The organism is Streptomyces sp. NPDC058308 (assembly GCF_042880275.1).
Lineage (GTDB): Bacteria > Actinomycetota > Actinomycetes > Streptomycetales > Streptomycetaceae > Streptomyces.
This window is the reverse complement of sequence record NZ_JBHVZA010000008.1, coordinates 243395-258509: the sequence shown is the minus strand read 5'-3', so window position 1 is coordinate 258509 and position 15115 is coordinate 243395. Positions and strand designations below refer to the sequence as shown.

General features: G+C 72.0%; 16 protein-coding genes. 9 read left to right on the top strand and 7 right to left on the bottom strand.

The window, feature by feature from the left end; genetic code table 11:
• Nucleotides 1–168: 168 nt before the first annotated feature.
• A complete protein-coding gene (gene folP, locus ACFVYL_RS14160; protein WP_389715383.1) occupies nucleotides 169–1029 on the bottom strand; it encodes a dihydropteroate synthase in 861 nt (286 codons plus the stop codon).
• A gap of 125 nt (nucleotides 1030–1154) precedes the next feature.
• Between folP and ACFVYL_RS14155 the strand changes: the two genes are divergently transcribed.
• Entirely contained in the window at nucleotides 1155–1538 is a 384-nt protein-coding gene (locus tag ACFVYL_RS14155) for a DivIVA domain-containing protein (RefSeq protein ID WP_389715382.1), read from the top strand.
• Nucleotides 1535–2125: a DNA-3-methyladenine glycosylase I gene (locus ACFVYL_RS14150; RefSeq protein ID WP_389715380.1), complete on the top strand. Its 591-nt coding sequence runs from the start codon at nucleotides 1535–1537 to the stop codon at nucleotides 2123–2125. Before ACFVYL_RS14155 ends, ACFVYL_RS14150 begins: the two co-directional genes overlap by 4 nt.
• Before the next feature lie 46 nt (nucleotides 2126–2171).
• Here the strand turns inward: ACFVYL_RS14150 and ACFVYL_RS14145 are convergent, their stop codons facing one another.
• A complete protein-coding gene (locus ACFVYL_RS14145; protein WP_389715379.1) occupies nucleotides 2172–2972 on the bottom strand; it encodes an enoyl-CoA hydratase/isomerase family protein in 801 nt (266 codons plus the stop codon).
• Between the two features lie 308 nt (nucleotides 2973–3280).
• Here ACFVYL_RS14145 and ACFVYL_RS14140 point away from each other — a divergent pair, with 308 nt between their 5' ends.
• Nucleotides 3281–3448 carry a DUF3117 domain-containing protein gene (locus ACFVYL_RS14140; RefSeq protein WP_003966491.1) on the top strand — a complete coding sequence of 56 codons (168 nt, stop codon included), beginning with the start codon at nucleotides 3281–3283 and terminating at the stop codon, nucleotides 3446–3448.
• Between the two features lie 417 nt (nucleotides 3449–3865).
• On the opposite strand, the gene ACFVYL_RS14135 is transcribed toward ACFVYL_RS14140, so the two are convergent.
• A complete protein-coding gene (locus ACFVYL_RS14135; RefSeq protein ID WP_389715424.1) occupies nucleotides 3866–4564 on the bottom strand; it encodes an O-methyltransferase in 699 nt (232 codons plus the stop codon).
• Nucleotides 4565–4718: 154 nt separating this feature from the next.
• On the opposite strand from ACFVYL_RS14135, the gene sigE reads away from it, so the two are divergent.
• The 5 genes from sigE (at nucleotide 4719) to ACFVYL_RS14110 (ending at nucleotide 10211) form a co-directional block, all read left to right on the top strand.
• Nucleotides 4719–5492, top strand: coding sequence for an RNA polymerase sigma factor SigE (gene sigE / locus ACFVYL_RS14130; protein ID WP_389715377.1), 774 nt, complete (start codon nucleotides 4719–4721; stop codon nucleotides 5490–5492).
• A complete protein-coding gene (locus tag ACFVYL_RS14125; protein ID WP_389715375.1) occupies nucleotides 5489–6502 on the top strand; it encodes an anti-sigma factor family protein in 1014 nt (337 codons plus the stop codon). Before sigE ends, ACFVYL_RS14125 begins: the two co-directional genes overlap by 4 nt.
• Before the next feature lie 131 nt (nucleotides 6503–6633).
• Nucleotides 6634–8745: a trypsin-like peptidase domain-containing protein gene (locus ACFVYL_RS14120; protein ID WP_389715374.1), complete on the top strand. Its 2112-nt coding sequence runs from the start codon at nucleotides 6634–6636 to the stop codon at nucleotides 8743–8745.
• Nucleotides 8746–8960: 215 nt separating this feature from the next.
• Nucleotides 8961–9422 (top strand): sec-independent translocase, encoded by a 462-nt coding sequence (locus ACFVYL_RS14115; RefSeq protein WP_389715372.1) that lies wholly within the window; start codon nucleotides 8961–8963, stop codon nucleotides 9420–9422.
• 120 nt (nucleotides 9423–9542) lie between these two features.
• Nucleotides 9543–10211, top strand: a complete 669-nt coding sequence (locus ACFVYL_RS14110; protein WP_389715370.1) for a hypothetical protein — start codon at nucleotides 9543–9545, stop codon at nucleotides 10209–10211.
• Between the two features lie 280 nt (nucleotides 10212–10491).
• Here ACFVYL_RS14110 and ACFVYL_RS14105 read toward each other — a convergent pair whose 3' ends face one another.
• From ACFVYL_RS14105 to ACFVYL_RS14095, 3 genes are read right to left on the bottom strand one after another with little or no spacing between them, the layout of a single operon-like run.
• Nucleotides 10492–11625, bottom strand: coding sequence for an Mrp/NBP35 family ATP-binding protein (locus ACFVYL_RS14105; RefSeq protein WP_389715368.1), 1134 nt, complete (start codon nucleotides 11623–11625; stop codon nucleotides 10492–10494).
• Nucleotides 11626–11669: 44 nt separating this feature from the next.
• Nucleotides 11670–12227, bottom strand: a complete 558-nt coding sequence (locus ACFVYL_RS14100) for a DUF1003 domain-containing protein (RefSeq protein ID WP_389715367.1) — start codon at nucleotides 12225–12227, stop codon at nucleotides 11670–11672.
• The gene (locus ACFVYL_RS14095; protein ID WP_389715365.1) at nucleotides 12217–13494 is read right to left on the bottom strand and encodes a magnesium transporter MgtE N-terminal domain-containing protein; all 1278 of its coding nucleotides are present in this window, start codon (nucleotides 13492–13494) and stop codon (nucleotides 12217–12219) included. The genes ACFVYL_RS14100 and ACFVYL_RS14095 overlap by 11 nt, the downstream gene beginning before the upstream one ends.
• Before the next feature lie 193 nt (nucleotides 13495–13687).
• On the opposite strand from ACFVYL_RS14095, the gene ACFVYL_RS14090 reads away from it, so the two are divergent.
• Complete coding sequence (locus ACFVYL_RS14090; protein ID WP_389715363.1) at nucleotides 13688–14461, top strand: hypothetical protein; 774 nt, start codon at nucleotides 13688–13690, stop codon at nucleotides 14459–14461.
• Nucleotides 14462–14573: 112 nt separating this feature from the next.
• On the opposite strand, the gene ACFVYL_RS14085 is transcribed toward ACFVYL_RS14090, so the two are convergent.
• Nucleotides 14574–15086 carry a hypothetical protein gene (locus tag ACFVYL_RS14085; RefSeq protein ID WP_389715362.1) on the bottom strand — a complete coding sequence of 171 codons (513 nt, stop codon included), beginning with the start codon at nucleotides 15084–15086 and terminating at the stop codon, nucleotides 14574–14576.
• Between the last annotated feature and the right edge of the window lie 29 nt (nucleotides 15087–15115).

Sequence of the window (15115 nt, the reverse complement as noted above, 5' to 3'; positions counted from 1 at the left end):
AGGCGAATCCGAGGAGTACTGGGCGAGCCCTCGCGAGTTCGAGGGGTACTGGGCGAGCCCTCGCGAGTTCGAGGGGTACTGGGCGAGCTCTCGCGAGTTCGAGGGGTACTGGGCGAGCTCTCGCGAGTTCGAGGGGTACTGGGCGAGCTCTCGCGAGTCTGAGGGGTGCTAGGCGAGCCCTCGGCGGGCGACCGCCGGGGGCCGATGCCCCGCGATCGTCGCCACCATGTCAAGGACCTGCTTCGTCTCCGCGACCTCGTGGACCCGGTAGACCTGCGAGCCCAGCCACGCCGAGACCGCCGTCGTGGCGAGCGTGCCGATGACGCGCTCCTTGACCGGCTTGTCGAGGGTCTCGCCCACGAAGTCCTTGTTGGACAGGGAGACCAGGACGGGCCAGCCCGTGTCCACCATCTCGCCGAGCCTGCGGGTGGCCTCCAGGCTGTGCCGGGTGTTCTTGCCGAAGTCGTGCCCCGGGTCGATCATCACGGACTCGCGCGGCACGCCCAGCTCCACCGCGCGCTCGGCCAGGCCGACCGTCACGCGCAGGATGTCGGCCATCACGTCCTCGTACGTGACCCGGTGCGGCCTCGTGCGCGGCTCGGCGCCGCCCGCGTGCGTGCAGACCAGGCCCACCCGGTACCGCGCGGCGACCTCCGCGAGCTTCGGGTCGACGCCGCCCCAGGCGTCGTTGAGCAGATCGGCGCCCGCCTCGCAGACCGCCTCGCCGACGTCGTGCCGCCAGGTGTCGACGCTGATCACCACGTCGGGGAAGCGCCTGCGCACCTCGGCGACGAAGCCGACCGTACGGCGCGCCTCCTCCTGCGCGGTCACCTCTTCGCCGGGGCCCGCCTTCACCCCGCCGATGTCGATGATGGCGGCGCCCTCCGCCACGGCCTGCTCCACGCGCGCGAGCGCCGGCTCGTCGCGGAACGTGGCGCCCTGGTCGTAGAAGGAGTCCGGGGTCCGGTTGACGATCGCCATGATCACCGGCTCGTGCGCGTCGAACTCGCGCCTGCCAAGCCTGAGCATCCCCTGTGGCCCTCCTGGGTCCTAGTCGCGGTGCGGCCGCCTGCGACCTTAACTGTCACAGCCGCATGGCACGATCGGACCCTGACAGTTTGAGCACGGGCAGTCGAGCGTGGGGGCCTGCAGAGATGGTCTTGTTCTTGTTCCTGGTCATCGCCCTCGTCGTGGTGGTCGGCGCGGTGTCCCTCGCCGTGATCGGCGGTGGCGAGAGCGGCGCGCTCGCCGACGTCGCGCCCGAGCGGCTCACCGACCCGTTGCCCCCGGACCGGCCGCTGCGCCGCGCCGACGTCGACGCGGTGCGCTTCCCGATGACCCTGCGCGGCTATCACATGGACGAGGTCGACGACGTGCTCAGCCGCCTCGGCGCCGAACTGGCCGAGCGGGACGCCCGCATCGCCGAGCTGGAGGCGGCCCTGGCGGGCGCGCAGGCCACCGCGGTCGCGGGCCCCGCCCTCTTCGAGGGGTACGAACCGCGCAAGACCACCGAGGACACGAAGGGCGACGACCAGTGAGCACCGAGAGCGGCGCGGTCGCGGGCCCGGACGGCGGACTCCGCTGCCCGTGGGGCCTGTCCACCGCGGACTACGTGGCGTACCACGACGACGAGTGGGGCCGCCCGGTCCACGGCGACGACGCGCTGTACGAGAGGCTCTGCCTGGAGGCCTTCCAGTCCGGCCTCTCCTGGATCACGATCCTGCGCCGCCGCGAGGGCTTCCGTGCCGCCTTCGCCGACTTCAAGATCGCTTCGGTCGCCGGGTTCACCGACGAGGACCGCGAGCGGCTCCTCGCCGACCCCGGGATCATCCGCAACCGCGCCAAGATCGACGCGACCCTCGCCAACGCGCGCGTGCTCGCCGACTGGGCCGAAGGCGAACTGGACGAGCTGATCTGGTCGTTCGCGCCGGACCCGGCGACCCGTGCGGCCCCGCGGACCCTCGCCGACGTGCCCGCGATCACCGACGAGTCCACGGCCCTCTCCAAGGCCCTCAAGAAGCGCGGCATCCGCTTCGTCGGCCCCACCACGGCGTACGCGCTGATGCAGGCCTGCGGCCTGGTGGACGACCACCTCGCGGACTGCGTGGCCCGCGAGGCGGCGTAGGGGCACCGCTTGGGCGCCGCTTGGACGCCGGGGGCATGTCGCCGCTTCAGCGCCCGAGGTACTTCGGCTTCTCCTTGGCGATGAAGGCCTGCACGGCGATCGTGTGGTCCTCGGACGCGCCCGCCCTGCCCTGCAGTTCGTCCTCCTTGTCCAGCGCCTCGTCCAGGGAGTGGCCCGCCGCGTAGGCGAGGGACTCCTTGAGCGCCGCGTACGCGAGGGTGGGGCCGTCCGCGAGGGCGCGGGCCACCTGCGCCGCCTCGTCGGCGAGGTCGGCGGCGGGCACGATCTTGTTGGCGATGCCCAGCTCGTACGCCTCCTGCGCGGAGATGTTGCGCGGGAAGAGCAGCAGGTCGGCGGCGCGGCCGGGGCCGATCACCCGCGGCAGCGTCCAGGAGACGCCCGAGTCCGCGGTCAGCGCGACGCCGGCGAACGAGGTGTTGAACTTCGCCGTGTCCGCGACCACGCGGTAGTCGGCGGCCAGCGCGAAGCCGAGGCCGGCCCCCGCCGCGGCGCCGTTGACGCCCGCCACGACCGGCTTCGGCATGCTCGTCAGCGCCCGCACGATGGGGTTGTAGTGCTCCCTGACCGTGCTCATCGTTTGCCCCGTGCCCGCCTCGCGGTCCGCGGCGAGCGAGCCGATGTGCTCCTTGAGGTCCTGCCCCACGCAGAAGGCGCGCCCGGTCGCGGTGAGCAGTACCGCGCGCACGGCCTCGTCCGCGGCGGCCGCCCGCACCGCCTCCCGCAGGCCGACCTTCGCCTCGGTGTTCATGGCGTTCATCGCCTCGGGACGGTTGATCGTGATCGTCGCGAGTCCGTCGCTCACCTCGTAGAGCACGCTGTCGGCCATGGTGTTCCCCTCCGCTGGTCCAGTACGTAGGAACTCAGCATGACGGAGATCATCGGGGTCCGGCATGAGGACGGATATGTGACCTGCGTCTAACAAATCCGGGGCCGTGAGGCGTATGGGGTGGCGAAGTATCGCAGCCACATCGCCGAATTGAGTGGTTTTGCGGGCGCGCGTTGCGCAGTCGATGCCGACCGATGTTGGTCATCGGGTCCTGCCATGCGGGATAATGGCCTGGAAGCAATGTGTTCGATGCCGGTGACACCTGGGTTGTCGGCTGCGATGAGCTGGTTTCAGGAAGGGGAACGAGCATGGCGGCCATGAAGCCGCGGACGGGCGACGGCCCGCTCGAGGTGACCAAGGAGGGGCGGGGCATCGTCATGCGCGTTCCGCTCGAAGGCGGCGGACGACTTGTCGTCGAACTGACTCCGGACGAGGCCGACGCGCTCGGCGACGCCCTGAAGAAGGTCGTCGGCTGACGCGGAAGCGCCCAATCTTCCCCCTGCCCCGGCATCGTACGACGAGCCGGGGCAGGGGTGTGTCCGGGGCCGTAAGAGGTTGCGCGGGCCGGTGCGGGGGCGCGTCCCGCAGGGGCGCGGGGAACGGCGCGAGTAACCGGGGGCGGCGGTCGGACGGCGTCGGGCGGGGTCCTTCGGGGGCGCGGGGAACGGCGCGAGCAACCAGGGACGGCCGTCGGACGGCGTCGGGCGGGTCCTTCAGGGGCGCGGGGAACGGCGCGAGCAACCAGGGACGGCCGTCGGACGACGTCGGGCGGGTCCTTCAGGGGCGCGGGGAACTGCGCGACCAGCCACGACCCACCCGCAGACGCGACCACGCCTACCCCCCCCGCGCCCCCACACCCTCCACAACCCCAAACCGCCCAAGCCAGCGCAGCGCTACCGTTTGACGGCGCACAGCAACCCATCCCCCACCGGCAGCAACGACGGAACAAGGTCCGGACTCTCCCGCACCGCCCGCAACAGCTCCCGCAGATGCAGGACCTCGACCGGCTGAGGTCCGGAGTCCACGGTCCTGCCGTCCGCGAAGACGCCCTCGAAGCAGACGAGCCCACCGGGCCGCAGCAGGCGCAACGATTCAGCGAGGTATTCGAGGGACTCCAGCCGGTCGCCGTCGCAGAACACGAGGTCGTACCCGCCGTCGGCGAGACGCGGCAGGACATCGAGGGCGCGCCCCGGAATGAACCGCGCACGGTTCCCCGCGAAGCCCGCCGCACGGAAGGCCTGCCGGGCGAACTGCTGCCGCTCCGGCTCGGGATCGACCGTGGTGAGGACGCCGTCGGGCCGCATGCCGTGCAGCAGGTGGATGCCCGACACTCCGGTCCCGGTACCGATTTCGGCCACCGCTTTCGCGTCAGCCGTGGCGGCCAGCATGCGCAGCGCGGCGCCGGTGCCGGGCGACACCGAGGGCAGGCCTGCCTCCCGGGCCCGGTCCCGGGCCCAGCGCAGTGACTCGTCCTCGGCGACAAAGGCGTCGGCGAACGCCCAGCTCGTGTGCTGGTTGCCGGTAATGGCCCTCTCCTGTCCCCGTGGTTGCCTGGCCGTGACTGTATCCGTTGGGGGCGGGAACCCGCAGATGGGACCGGGCGTTATTAGGGGGTGGGAGAACAGCGGGGGTGGACGGATGGATCAAGACCGGAAGCGGGCGGCTCGAAGCGGCAGGACACCTGCTGCGAAGCCCGTACCAAATTCACGTAAAAACGCTTATCCGGAGCTAACGGGCGAGGTGGTTATGGTAGGGGCTCCACTGGACACCACCAGAGCCGACAGGGGAGGTGCGGCTGCGTCCGCGGATCGGGGAGGAGCGCTCCGGCGTTTTCTCGGGTTGGCGGGTGAGCCCAAATCCGTGACCGACACCGCTGACCGCATCCGTGCCAACGACTCCGCTCAGACCGCGACCTTTGCCGCTGACGCGGAATCGCAGGCGTGGACTCCGCCCACCTGGGAGGAGATCGTCAGCACGCACAGCGGCCGCGTGTACCGCCTGGCGTACCGCCTGACCGGCAATCAGCACGACGCCGAGGACCTCACGCAAGAGGTCTTCGTCCGTGTCTTCCGGTCCCTCTCGACCTACACCCCCGGCACGTTCGAGGGCTGGCTCCACCGCATCACCACCAACCTCTTCCTGGACATGGTGCGCCGCAAGCAGCGCATCCGCTTCGACGCGCTCGGGGACGACGCCGCGGAGCGTCTGCCGAGCCGCGAGCCGTCGCCGCAGCAGGTGTTCAACGACACGCACTTCGACGCGGACGTCCAGCAGGCGCTCGACACGCTTGCGCCCGAGTTCCGCGCCGCCGTGGTCCTCTGCGACATCGAGGGCCTTTCGTACGAAGAGATCGCCGCAACACTCGGCGTCAAGCTCGGTACGGTCCGCAGCCGTATCCACCGGGGTCGCTCGCAGCTGCGCAAGGCCCTCAAGCACCGGTCTCCCGAGGCCCGCGCGGAGCGCCGTTCGCTCGCGGTGACCGGAGCCGTGGCGCTGGGAGGAGGGGGTGCGACCGCGTGAGTGGATCACGGTCGAATCCTGCCGAACGGCGACTAGCCGAGGCCGAGCAGCATCTGGGGGACCGGCTCGCCGCCCTTGTGGACGGCGAGTTGGGACATGACGCGCGCGAGCGCGTCCTCGCGCATCTGGCGACCTGTCCGATGTGCAAGACCGAGGCGGACGCGCAGCGTCGCCTGAAGAACGTCTTCGCGCAGGCGGCCCCGCCGCCGCCTTCCGAGAGTTTCCTCGCCCGTCTCCAGGGTCTTCCGGGAGCTGGTGCCGGGCCGTCGGGAGGACCTGGCGTGCTCGGCGGTGACGAGGGGTTCGCCACCGGAGCCACCGACTCCGCGGGTCTGCCGAGGGGCGGGATCTTCGGCGTGGCCCCCGAGCCCTTCGTGGAGTACGTGCCCGCGGGCGCCCACGCCGCGGTGCTGCCCAGCGAGCAGCACGGCTTTCGCATACACGAGGTCACCCGGCACGAGGCGGAGCGGTCGCTCTGGCGCGGCCGCCGTTTCGCGTTCGCGGCGGCGGGCGCGGTGTCGCTGGCCGCGATCGCGCTCGGCGGCGTCACGGTGGGTGCTCCCGTCGGTTCGGGCGACACCCGCGCGGGCGGCTCCGGCAGCAATGTGACCCCGGAGCGCAGTCAGGGCCCGGGCACCTCGGCGACCTCCGACTCCGTGCGGCGCCGTGGTGGCGGCAATCCGCTGTCGGTGCAGGGCCAGCGCCCCGGCGCACTGTCGGCGCCGGTCGCGCCGACCGAGGTCACGGGACCGCTGCTGCCAGGACCTCCCACGCAGCCGCTCCGCCCCCGCGGTTCGGTGTACGAGCTGACGGCGCCGATGGTGGCGGGCGCCGCCACCATCTCCCCGCTGATACGTCCGGTGCCGCAGGGCCTTCGTTCCGGTGTGCTGCCCGGCATGGACCTGCCGCAGGCGGAGGACCCGGTGGTGGCGAGGGAGTCGAATCCGGTGCGGACCACGGCGGCGTCCCCGGGCACGGGGGCGTTGAAGGGTACGTCGCAGATGCGCTGACCCGACGGTGCCCTGCGCTTGCGCGGGGGAACCTGGTTGAATCCTCGGTGGGCCGTGCTCGCCGGGGATCGTGGCGGGCGCGGGGTAGACCATGCGAACGGCGTCCGCCGCGGGCCAGTTGTGGGGAGAACATGGACGAGGGGAAGCCCACGAAGGCGAATTGGTGGAGTCGCCCCCGGCCGGAAGTGCCGGGCTCGGCGGATCAGTTGCCCGCCGAGGACTCTGCCCCGGCCCCGGAGCAGCCGCTGACGCACGCTCCGGTCACCCCGGCCGAGGCCCCGGAACCGCAGCCCGGGGCCGCCGAGGCGGCCGCTGACTTCCCCGGTCAGGCCCCCGCCACCCCGGCTCCGCTTCCGGAGCAGCCGCTGACGCAGGCTCCAAGTGCTCTGCCGCAGGACGCGGGAGCGCAGCCGCAGCCTGATGACACGGCCGCCGCTCTCCCTGGCCTGGCGCCCGCCGACCCGGCTCCGGGCGCCCCCGACCAGGCCGCGGAACCGCAGCCCCGGCCCGCCGTCTTCCCCGGGCAGGCCCCCGCCACCCCGGCCCCGGGCGCCCCGGCGCAGGACGGCTGGAACCTGGACGCTCCGGTGCCGGATGCGGGAGCGCCGTCCCAGTCCGTCGGCACCGCGGCCGCCGCCCCCGCCCCCGCCCCGCACGGCGGAACCCCCGGCGGCCCCATACCGGCCGCCGGTGCCCCGTACGGGACCAGGACCACGGACGGGGGGACGCCCGCCCCCGTTCCCGCACAGCATCCGCCGGCCCAGGACGCGACGGCGGCCCCCGCGGGGCGCCCGCGGCCCCTGCACGACCCGGATCCGTACAGCACTCCGCCCTACGGCGAGCCGGGACCTTGGGCGCCCGCGCCGCCGGTGCAGCACCCCGGGGCGACTCCGGCCCGCGGCACCGCCCTTCCCCCCGCCGCGCCGGGCGGCGACCCGGCCCACGGGACGCCCGCGCACGGCACGCCGGCCCCCGGGACCGCCCCGCCCCCGTACGACACCGTCACCCACCCTCAGGCGCCCCCGCAGCTCCCTCAGGCCCCGCAGCTCCCGCAGGCCCGGCAGCCCTACGACCCGTGGAACGCGCCCCTCCAGCAGATCGGCTCGCTGCCTCCGGAGACCGCGGAGAAGCGGCGCAAGCGGGGGAAGCGGATGCTGGTCGGCGGGGCGGTCGTGATCGCTCTCGTGTCCAGCCTCATCGGCGGCGCGGTCGGCTCGTACCTCGAACGCAACGGCGCCGACGACATCGAGCTCCGCCAGCCGGGCGCCGAATCCGCGGACCGCCCCAAGGACAGCGTCGCCGGCATCGCGTCGGCCGCCCTGCCAGGCGTCGTGACCCTCCACGTCAGCGGCGACTCCGCACAGGGCACCGGCACCGGCTTCGTCCTCGACGCCAAGGGCCACATCCTCACCAACAACCACGTCGTCGAGCCCGCGGGCACCGGTGGCGAGGTTTCGGTCACCTTCAGCGGCGGCGAGACCGCCAAGGCCGAGGTCATCGGCCGCGATTCCGGCTACGACCTCGCGGTCGTCAAGGTGTCCAACGTGCACGGCCTGAAGCCCCTGGCCCTCGGCAACTCAGAGAACGTCCAGGTCGGCGACCCCGTCGTGGCCATCGGCGCCCCCTTCGACCTGGAGAACACCGTGACCTCCGGGATCATCAGCGCCAAGGAGCGGCCCATCACCGCGGGCGGCGAGAAGGGCGACGGCAGCGACGTCTCGTACGTGGACGCCCTGCAGACCGACGCTCCCATCAACCCCGGCAACTCCGGCGGTCCCCTCGTCGACTCCAGGGCACGCGTCATCGGCATCAACAGCGCCATCCGCTCGGCGGACGAGGGTTCCGCCCCCACCGGCGGCCAGGCGGGCTCCATCGGCCTCGGCTTCGCCATACCCGTCAACCAGGGCAAGCGCGTCGCCGAAGAGCTGATCAACTTCGGCAGGGCGACGCACCCCGTGATAGGCGTCACGCTCGACAGCCAGTTCACCGGCGACGGCGCCCGGATCGCGGACAAGGGCAAGAACGGCGGCCCGTCGGTCAACAGCGACGGCCCCGGTGACAAGGCGGGTCTCAGGCCGGGCGACGTCATCACCGAGGTCGACGGCCGCCCCGTGCACTCCAGTGACGAACTGATCGTCAAGGTCCGCGCGCACCGCCCGAAGGACCGCCTGCGGCTGACGGTCGAGCGGGGCGGCGACGACCGCGAGGTCACCCTGGTGCTCGGCTCGGCCGGCGGCGACTGAGCGGCGGTGCGGGCCGGGCGGACGGTGGAGTCCGGGTAAAGGACTGGCCAGGACTGATCCGCGTTGTCGTGCAGCGGCTACCGGACGGACATGGGCGGCGGGTACCGTGGTTCCGGTCCGGACCATGCAAGACCTGCTGCGCACCACCTGCCATCCACGCACGGACCATGCACGGACGACCTGCTGCGGGCTGAGGACATCGCAAGGAGCTCTAGGTGTTCAATGACATTGGCGCACTCGAGATAGTGGCGCTGGTCGTCCTCGCCGTGCTCATTTTCGGTCCGGACAAGCTGCCGAAGGTCATTCAGGACATCTCCCGCACGATCCGCAAGATCCGCGAGTTCTCCGACAGCGCGAAGGCGGACATCCGCGAGGAGCTGGGCCCGGAGTTCAAGGACTTCGAGTTCGACGACCTGAACCCCAAGAAGTTCATCCGCAAGCATCTCGACAGCGACGAGCTCGGGATCAAGGAAATCCGCAACGGCTTCGACCTGAAGAAGGAGATGAACGAGGTCGCGGACGCCGTGCACGGCCGCGACAGCGACTCCTCCGAAGCCGGTTCGGAGGCCGCGGGCACCTCTTCCGGCGGAGCCCGCGTCGACATGCAGAAGAAGTCCGCGGAGCCCAGGAAGCTCGACGCGGGCGACCCGCCGCCGTTCGACGCGGACGCCACCTGAGGCATCGCCTGAACTGCCGCCGCCAACAGGTGTGGCTATCCTGCCTTGTTGTCCGGCGTGAGGACGCCCGAGGGGGGCGGGCCGCTCCGGACACACGAGAGCGAGGAGGCGGCCGGGTACATGGAGACGACTAGTCGGGTGGGCGCGCAGGCGCCGGTCGCGGACGGCACCGCACAAGCGGTGCCCTCCGCCCGGCGCACGATCGACGGCTACCTGCTGGCGCCCTTCCCCTGGTACGGCCTGGACGAGGCCTTCACGGGGCAGCGCTGGCTGATGCAGGTCGGCGCGACGTCGGACGGCACCGTGGAGCACGGTTCGATCGGACACGGCGAGGAGCCGTCCGTCCGTGCCGACGGCGTCCTCGGCAACAGCGACAAGGAACGCTTCGCGGTCGTGGTGACCGTCGCGGCCAGCCCCGTTCGGCGCAGCGCGGACGGTACGGGTGTCCTTGAGGCCACCTCGGTGTCCTCCGCGGCCTGGCTCGCCGGGGTCGGCCTGCTGTCGTTCACCTGGCCCATCCAGATGGACCACACCCTGCGCGACGACTGGCTCGACCAGCAGACGGAGACGGCCTGGGTCCTCGCCGACGACCTGGAGGGCTCCGACTGGTCGTCGCTGTCCCTGCCGGTGGACGGGGCGCCGACCCCGTTCCACTACCGCGAGTCCGAGTACGGCTGGGTCCTCGCGGGCTCCACGAAGGAGGGCGTGCATCTGGGGGCGTACGGGCGGGGGATGAGCGCTTATGGGCTGGGGTTTTCGGTGATTGGGGACATCGGAGCGTACGCCTAGGGCGGCGGGCTGTACGGGGAAGGGGGCGTCGTCGGGGTGACGGCGCCCCCTTCCCCGTGTGCGGGAGTTGGTGGGGCTCTGCGGGTCCGTGGGGGTTGCTTGCGCAGTTCCCCGCGCCCCTGATCTGTGGGGCTGGGGTGGTGGGGATCTGCGGGTTCGGCGTGGTTGCTCGCGCAGTTCCCCGCGCCCCTGATGCGTGCGCCCGTAGGGCGCTCTTAGGGGCGCGGGGAACTGCGCGGCCCGCCCCCGCTGCCTGGGGGCGACGACGGGGTGTACGGGGTCAGAACTTGTTGCGGGGGGTGATTCCCAGGGTCATGCCTGCGAGGCCTCGCTGGCGGCCGCCCAGTTTGCCGGCGATCGTGCGCAGAGCCGCGCCCGCGGGGGAGTCCGGGTCGGTGAGGACGACCGGCTTGCCCTCGTCGCCGCCCTCGCGCAGGCGGACGTCGATCGGGATGGAGCCGAGGACCGGCACCGTCGCGCCCGTCGTCCTCGTGAGGCCCTCGGCGACGCTCTGACCGCCGCCGGTGCCGAAGACGTCGACCATCTCGCCGCAGTGCGGGCAGGGCAGCCCGGACATGTTCTCGACCACGCCCACGATCTTCTGGTGGGTCTGCACGGCGATGGAACCGGCGCGCTCGGCGACCTCGGCGGCCGCCTGCTGCGGCGTGGTGACCACCAGGATCTCGGCGTTCGGGACGAGCTGGGCGACCGAGATCGCGATGTCGCCGGTGCCCGGCGGCAGGTCGAGGAGGAGGACGTCCAGGTCGCCCCAGAAGACGTCCGCGAGGAACTGCTGGAGCGCGCGGTGGAGCATCGGGCCGCGCCAGACGACCGGGGCGTTGCCCGGGGTGAACATGCCGATGGAGATGACCTTCACGCCGTGCGCAGACGGCGGCATGATCATGTTCTCGACCTGGGTGGGTTTGCCGTCGGCGCCCAGCATGCGCGGCACGGAGTGGCCGTAGATGTCGGCGTCGACGACGCCGACCTTCAGACCGTCCGCAGCCATCGCGGCCGCGAGGTTCACCGTCACCGAGGACTTGCCGACGCCGCCCTTGCCGGACGCGACCGCGTAGACGCGGGTCAGCGAGCCGGGCTTGGCGAAGGGGACCTCGCGCTCGGCGGTGCCGCCGCGCAGCGCGGCCGCCAGCTCCTTGCGCTGCTCGTCGCTCATCACGTCGAGGGTGACGTCGACGCGCGTGACGCCCTCGACGGCGGCGACCGCGTCGGTCACGTTCTTGGTGATCGTCTCGCGCATCGGGCAGCCGGAGACGGTCAGGTACACGGTGACCGCTACCGCCCCGTCAGCGGCGATATCCACCGATTTGACCATCCCCAACTCGGTGATGGGTCGCTGGATCTCGGGGTCGTTCACCGTCGACAGTGCTTCACGCACCGCGTCTTCCGTAGCCATACGACCGATAGTACGGCGCGGTAACCCCGCCCGGGAAAGGCCTGTCAGCGGTCGCCTACATCACTCCCGCGCGAACCGTCCGGCGGGAAGAGCGCGCGCTGCTCCTCCAGCTCCTTGACCAGGTCCTGGAGCTCGGAGCGGATCCAGTCGCGGGTCGCCACCTCGCCGAGGCCCATGCGCAGCGAGGCGATCTCGCGGGTGAGGTACTCGGTGTCCGCGATCGACCGTTCGTTCTGCTTGCGGTCCTGTTCCAGGTTGACGCGGTCGCGGTCGTCCTGGCGGTTCTGGGCGAGGAGGATCAGCGGAGCGGCGTACGACGCCTGCAGCGACAGCATCAGGGTGAGGAAGATGAACGGGTAGTGGTCGAAGCGCAGGTGGTCGGGGGCCGCGACGTTCCACACCACCCACAGGATGATGACGACCGTCATCCAGACGATGAACCTGCCGGTGCCGAGGAAGCGGGCGATGCGCTCCGAGAGCCGGCCGAAGGCCTCCGGGTCGTAGTCGGGCAGGAGCTTGGGGCGCGGGGTCCTCGGCTGGTCCAGCCGGAATCGCGGGCTCCGCGGCTCGGCGCGGTTGTCGCGCTCACGGTCAGCCGCCATGGCCCGCTCCTTCCTCCTCCAGGTGGAACTCCGTCTCGCGCCAGTCGTCGGGCAGCATGTGGTCGAGCACGTCGTCGACGGTGACCGCCCCGAGCAGCGAGCCGCCCTCGTCGACCACGGGCGCCGCCACCATGTCGTACGTGGCGAAGAACCCGGCGACGGCGGGCAGCGTGGCGCCCGGGGCGAGCGGCTGCAGGTCGTCGTCGAGGATCGAGCCGACCAGCGTGTACGGCGGATCGCGCAGCAGCCGCTGGAAGTGCACCGTGCCCAGGTACTTGCCCGTCGGCGTCTCGTCCGGCGGCCGGCACACGTACACCTGGGCGGCGAGCGCGGGGGAGAGGTCCTCCATGCGCACCCGCGCGAGGGCGTCGGCGACCGTCGCGTCGGGCCGCAGCACGATCGGCTCGGTCGTCATCAGGCCGCCGGCCGTGCGCTCCTCGTAGGCCATCAGGCGCCGCACGTCGGCCGCGTCGTCCGGCTGCATCAGGGTGAGCAGGCGTTCCTTGTCCTCCTCGGGCAGCTCGGCGAGGAGGTCGGCCGCGTCGTCGGGGTCCATGGCCTCCAGGACGTCGGCCGCGCGCTCCTCCTGGAGCTTGCCGAGGATCTCGATCTGGTCGTCCTCGGGGAGCTCCTCCAGGACGTCGGCGAGCCGGTCGTCGTCGAGGGCGGCGGCCACCTCGGTCCGTCGCTTGGGGGAGAGGTGGTGCAGGACGTTGGCGAGGTCGGCGGGGCGCAGCTGCTCGAAGGTGGCGAGGAGGTTCTCGGCGCCCTGGCCGTGCTCCTCCAGGGAGAAGCCGTCCACGGCGGCCCACTCGACGGTGAGGGTCTCGCCCTTGCGCCGGAAGGTGCCGCCCTTGCCCTTGCGTACGAAGACCCGGTCGATCTCCCAGTCGCGGCGTGCGGGCAGCTGCTGCACCGACACGTCGAGGACGGTCACCTCCTCGCCGGTCTCGACCAGATGGACCCGGCGGTCGAGCATCTCGCCGAGGACGAGCCGCTCGGTGGGCCGCTGCTCGAAGCGCCGTACGTTGAGCACGCCGGTGGTGATGACCTGGCCCGACTCGATGCCGGTGACGCGGGTCATCGGCAGGAAGATGCGGCGCCGCGTCGACAGCTCGACCACGAGGCCGAGCAGCCGCGGGGGCCTGCGGCCCACCCGGAGCATCGTCACCAGGTCGCGCACCCGGCCCACCTGATCGCCGTTCGGGTCGAAGACGGAGATGCCGGAGAGGTGTGACACGAAGACCCTGGGGGCGCCTGCCGCCATGCGTGCGCCTCCTTCAGGCCGGGGGGTTCATGCCGTTTGATCCGTCAATACGGGCTTCAGGCTAGCCCGTCCCGGTCGGACACGCCCCGGCGGAGGGTCCGGACGGACTGCCTCCGATCGATGCGCCCGTCCCGGGTACGCTGCCGTACTGCCGAAGCCGTAGAGGTCGTCCGCACGAGAGGCAGCGCCACCTGTGACCGTACTTCCCCTGGCCAGCCGCGCCCGCAGGGCAGCGTTCGTGAGCGCGATGTGCGCGGGCCTGGTGGCGGCGTCCACGAGTCTGACGGGCTGTGGCGGCGGCGAGGACCCCGACGCGGGGACGAACGGCGTCGGAAAGCTCTCCGCGTCGAAGATCCAGGGAAAGGCGGACAGGGCGGCCGAGGCGGCGTCCGCGGTCCGGCTCTCCGGCACGGTGGTGAGCAAGAACCACACGTACACCCTCGACATGCGCCTCAAGGGCGAGGGCGGCACCGGCTCGGTCACCTCCAAGGGGCAGACGTTCCAGCTGCTGCGGGTCGGCGATGAGCTCTATCTGAAGGCCGGCTCGGAGTTCTGGACGCACGACGGCGGCGCGGCCGACGGGAAGTCCGGGAGTGGTGACGGGGCCGCCGCGGCCAAGCTGGACGACAAGTACGTGAAGGTCCCCCAGGGAGACCCGGCCTACCAGCAGCTGAGCGGCTTCACGGACAAGGACAAGCTCCTGGGCGGCATGCTCACCCTGCACGGGCAGCTCGCCAAGGGCGACCGCGGCAAGACGGGCCGCCTGCGCAGCATCAAGATCACCGGCGACGAGGGCGCGGGCGGCACGCTCTCGGTCTCCCTGGACGGCAAGCCCTATCCCCTGCGCCTGGAGCGGGGCGGCCACGCGGGCACCCTCAAGCTCACCGACTGGAACGAGGACTTCCCGCTCAAGGAGCCGGGCAAGGACGAGATGGTCGACTACGGGAAGCAACTCCCGACGTCGTAACCGTTCAGGGACGCGGGGAACTGCGCGAACGCCCCGAAGGGGCGTGCTCAAGGGGCGCGGGGAACTGGGCGAGCAACCACAACGCACCCGCAGGGCAGAACAGCCCCGTTCCTCAGCGGCGCCTGCGCCGGAACAGCAACCGCGGCAACGCGTCCGGCACCGGCTCCCGCGTAGTCACCCCCGTGGGCAAGGGCGCAGCCGCGAGAGACCCCGAGGGCAGTTCCGTCGTCACCTCGCGCGGCGTGAGCCGGACGACCCGGCACTGCTCGGCCCACCGCACGGCGACCCGCTCGGCATCCGGCGCGTTCAGCCGCTTCCCCTTGAGCTCGGCGACCGCCGCCTCCCACTCCTGGGAGCCGGGCGCGAGCTCACTCACGTCCGCCGTCCAGGCGACCAGACGCCCGCCCTTGTCCTTGCTGCGCACGGTCACCTCGGCGGAGCCTCCGTCGACGAGCCCCGGCAGCGGCTGCTCGCCGGGCCCGTCGCCCACGAGGTGCACGGCGCCTTCGTGCCAGACGTGCCAGAGCGCCCGGGCGGGCGAACCCTCGCCCTGGACCCAGACGAGGCCGGACTTCTTGGTGGCCTCCTCGACGAGGGCGCGCTCAAGGAGCGGGTCAGCAGTCATGGGCGGCAGCCTATCGAGTGACGCCCCGC

Coding starts and splice junctions, on each gene's coding strand:
- sigE (WP_389715377.1), top strand. CDS start 4,719: ATGGTAGGGGCTCCACTGGACACCACCAGAGCCGACAGGGGAGGTGCG.
- ACFVYL_RS14145 (WP_389715379.1), bottom strand. CDS start 2,972: ATGGCCGACAGCGTGCTCTACGAGGTGAGCGACGGACTCGCGACGATC.
- ACFVYL_RS14120 (WP_389715374.1), top strand. CDS start 6,634: ATGGACGAGGGGAAGCCCACGAAGGCGAATTGGTGGAGTCGCCCCCGG.
- ACFVYL_RS14095 (WP_389715365.1), bottom strand. CDS start 13,494: ATGGCGGCAGGCGCCCCCAGGGTCTTCGTGTCACACCTCTCCGGCATC.
- ACFVYL_RS14100 (WP_389715367.1), bottom strand. CDS start 12,227: ATGGCGGCTGACCGTGAGCGCGACAACCGCGCCGAGCCGCGGAGCCCG.
- ACFVYL_RS14155 (WP_389715382.1), top strand. CDS start 1,155: ATGGTCTTGTTCTTGTTCCTGGTCATCGCCCTCGTCGTGGTGGTCGGC.
- folP (WP_389715383.1), bottom strand. CDS start 1,029: ATGCTCAGGCTTGGCAGGCGCGAGTTCGACGCGCACGAGCCGGTGATC.
- ACFVYL_RS14105 (WP_389715368.1), bottom strand. CDS start 11,625: ATGGCTACGGAAGACGCGGTGCGTGAAGCACTGTCGACGGTGAACGAC.
- ACFVYL_RS14140 (WP_003966491.1), top strand. CDS start 3,281: ATGGCGGCCATGAAGCCGCGGACGGGCGACGGCCCGCTCGAGGTGACC.
- ACFVYL_RS14085 (WP_389715362.1), bottom strand. CDS start 15,086: ATGACTGCTGACCCGCTCCTTGAGCGCGCCCTCGTCGAGGAGGCCACC.
- ACFVYL_RS14110 (WP_389715370.1), top strand. CDS start 9,543: ATGGAGACGACTAGTCGGGTGGGCGCGCAGGCGCCGGTCGCGGACGGC.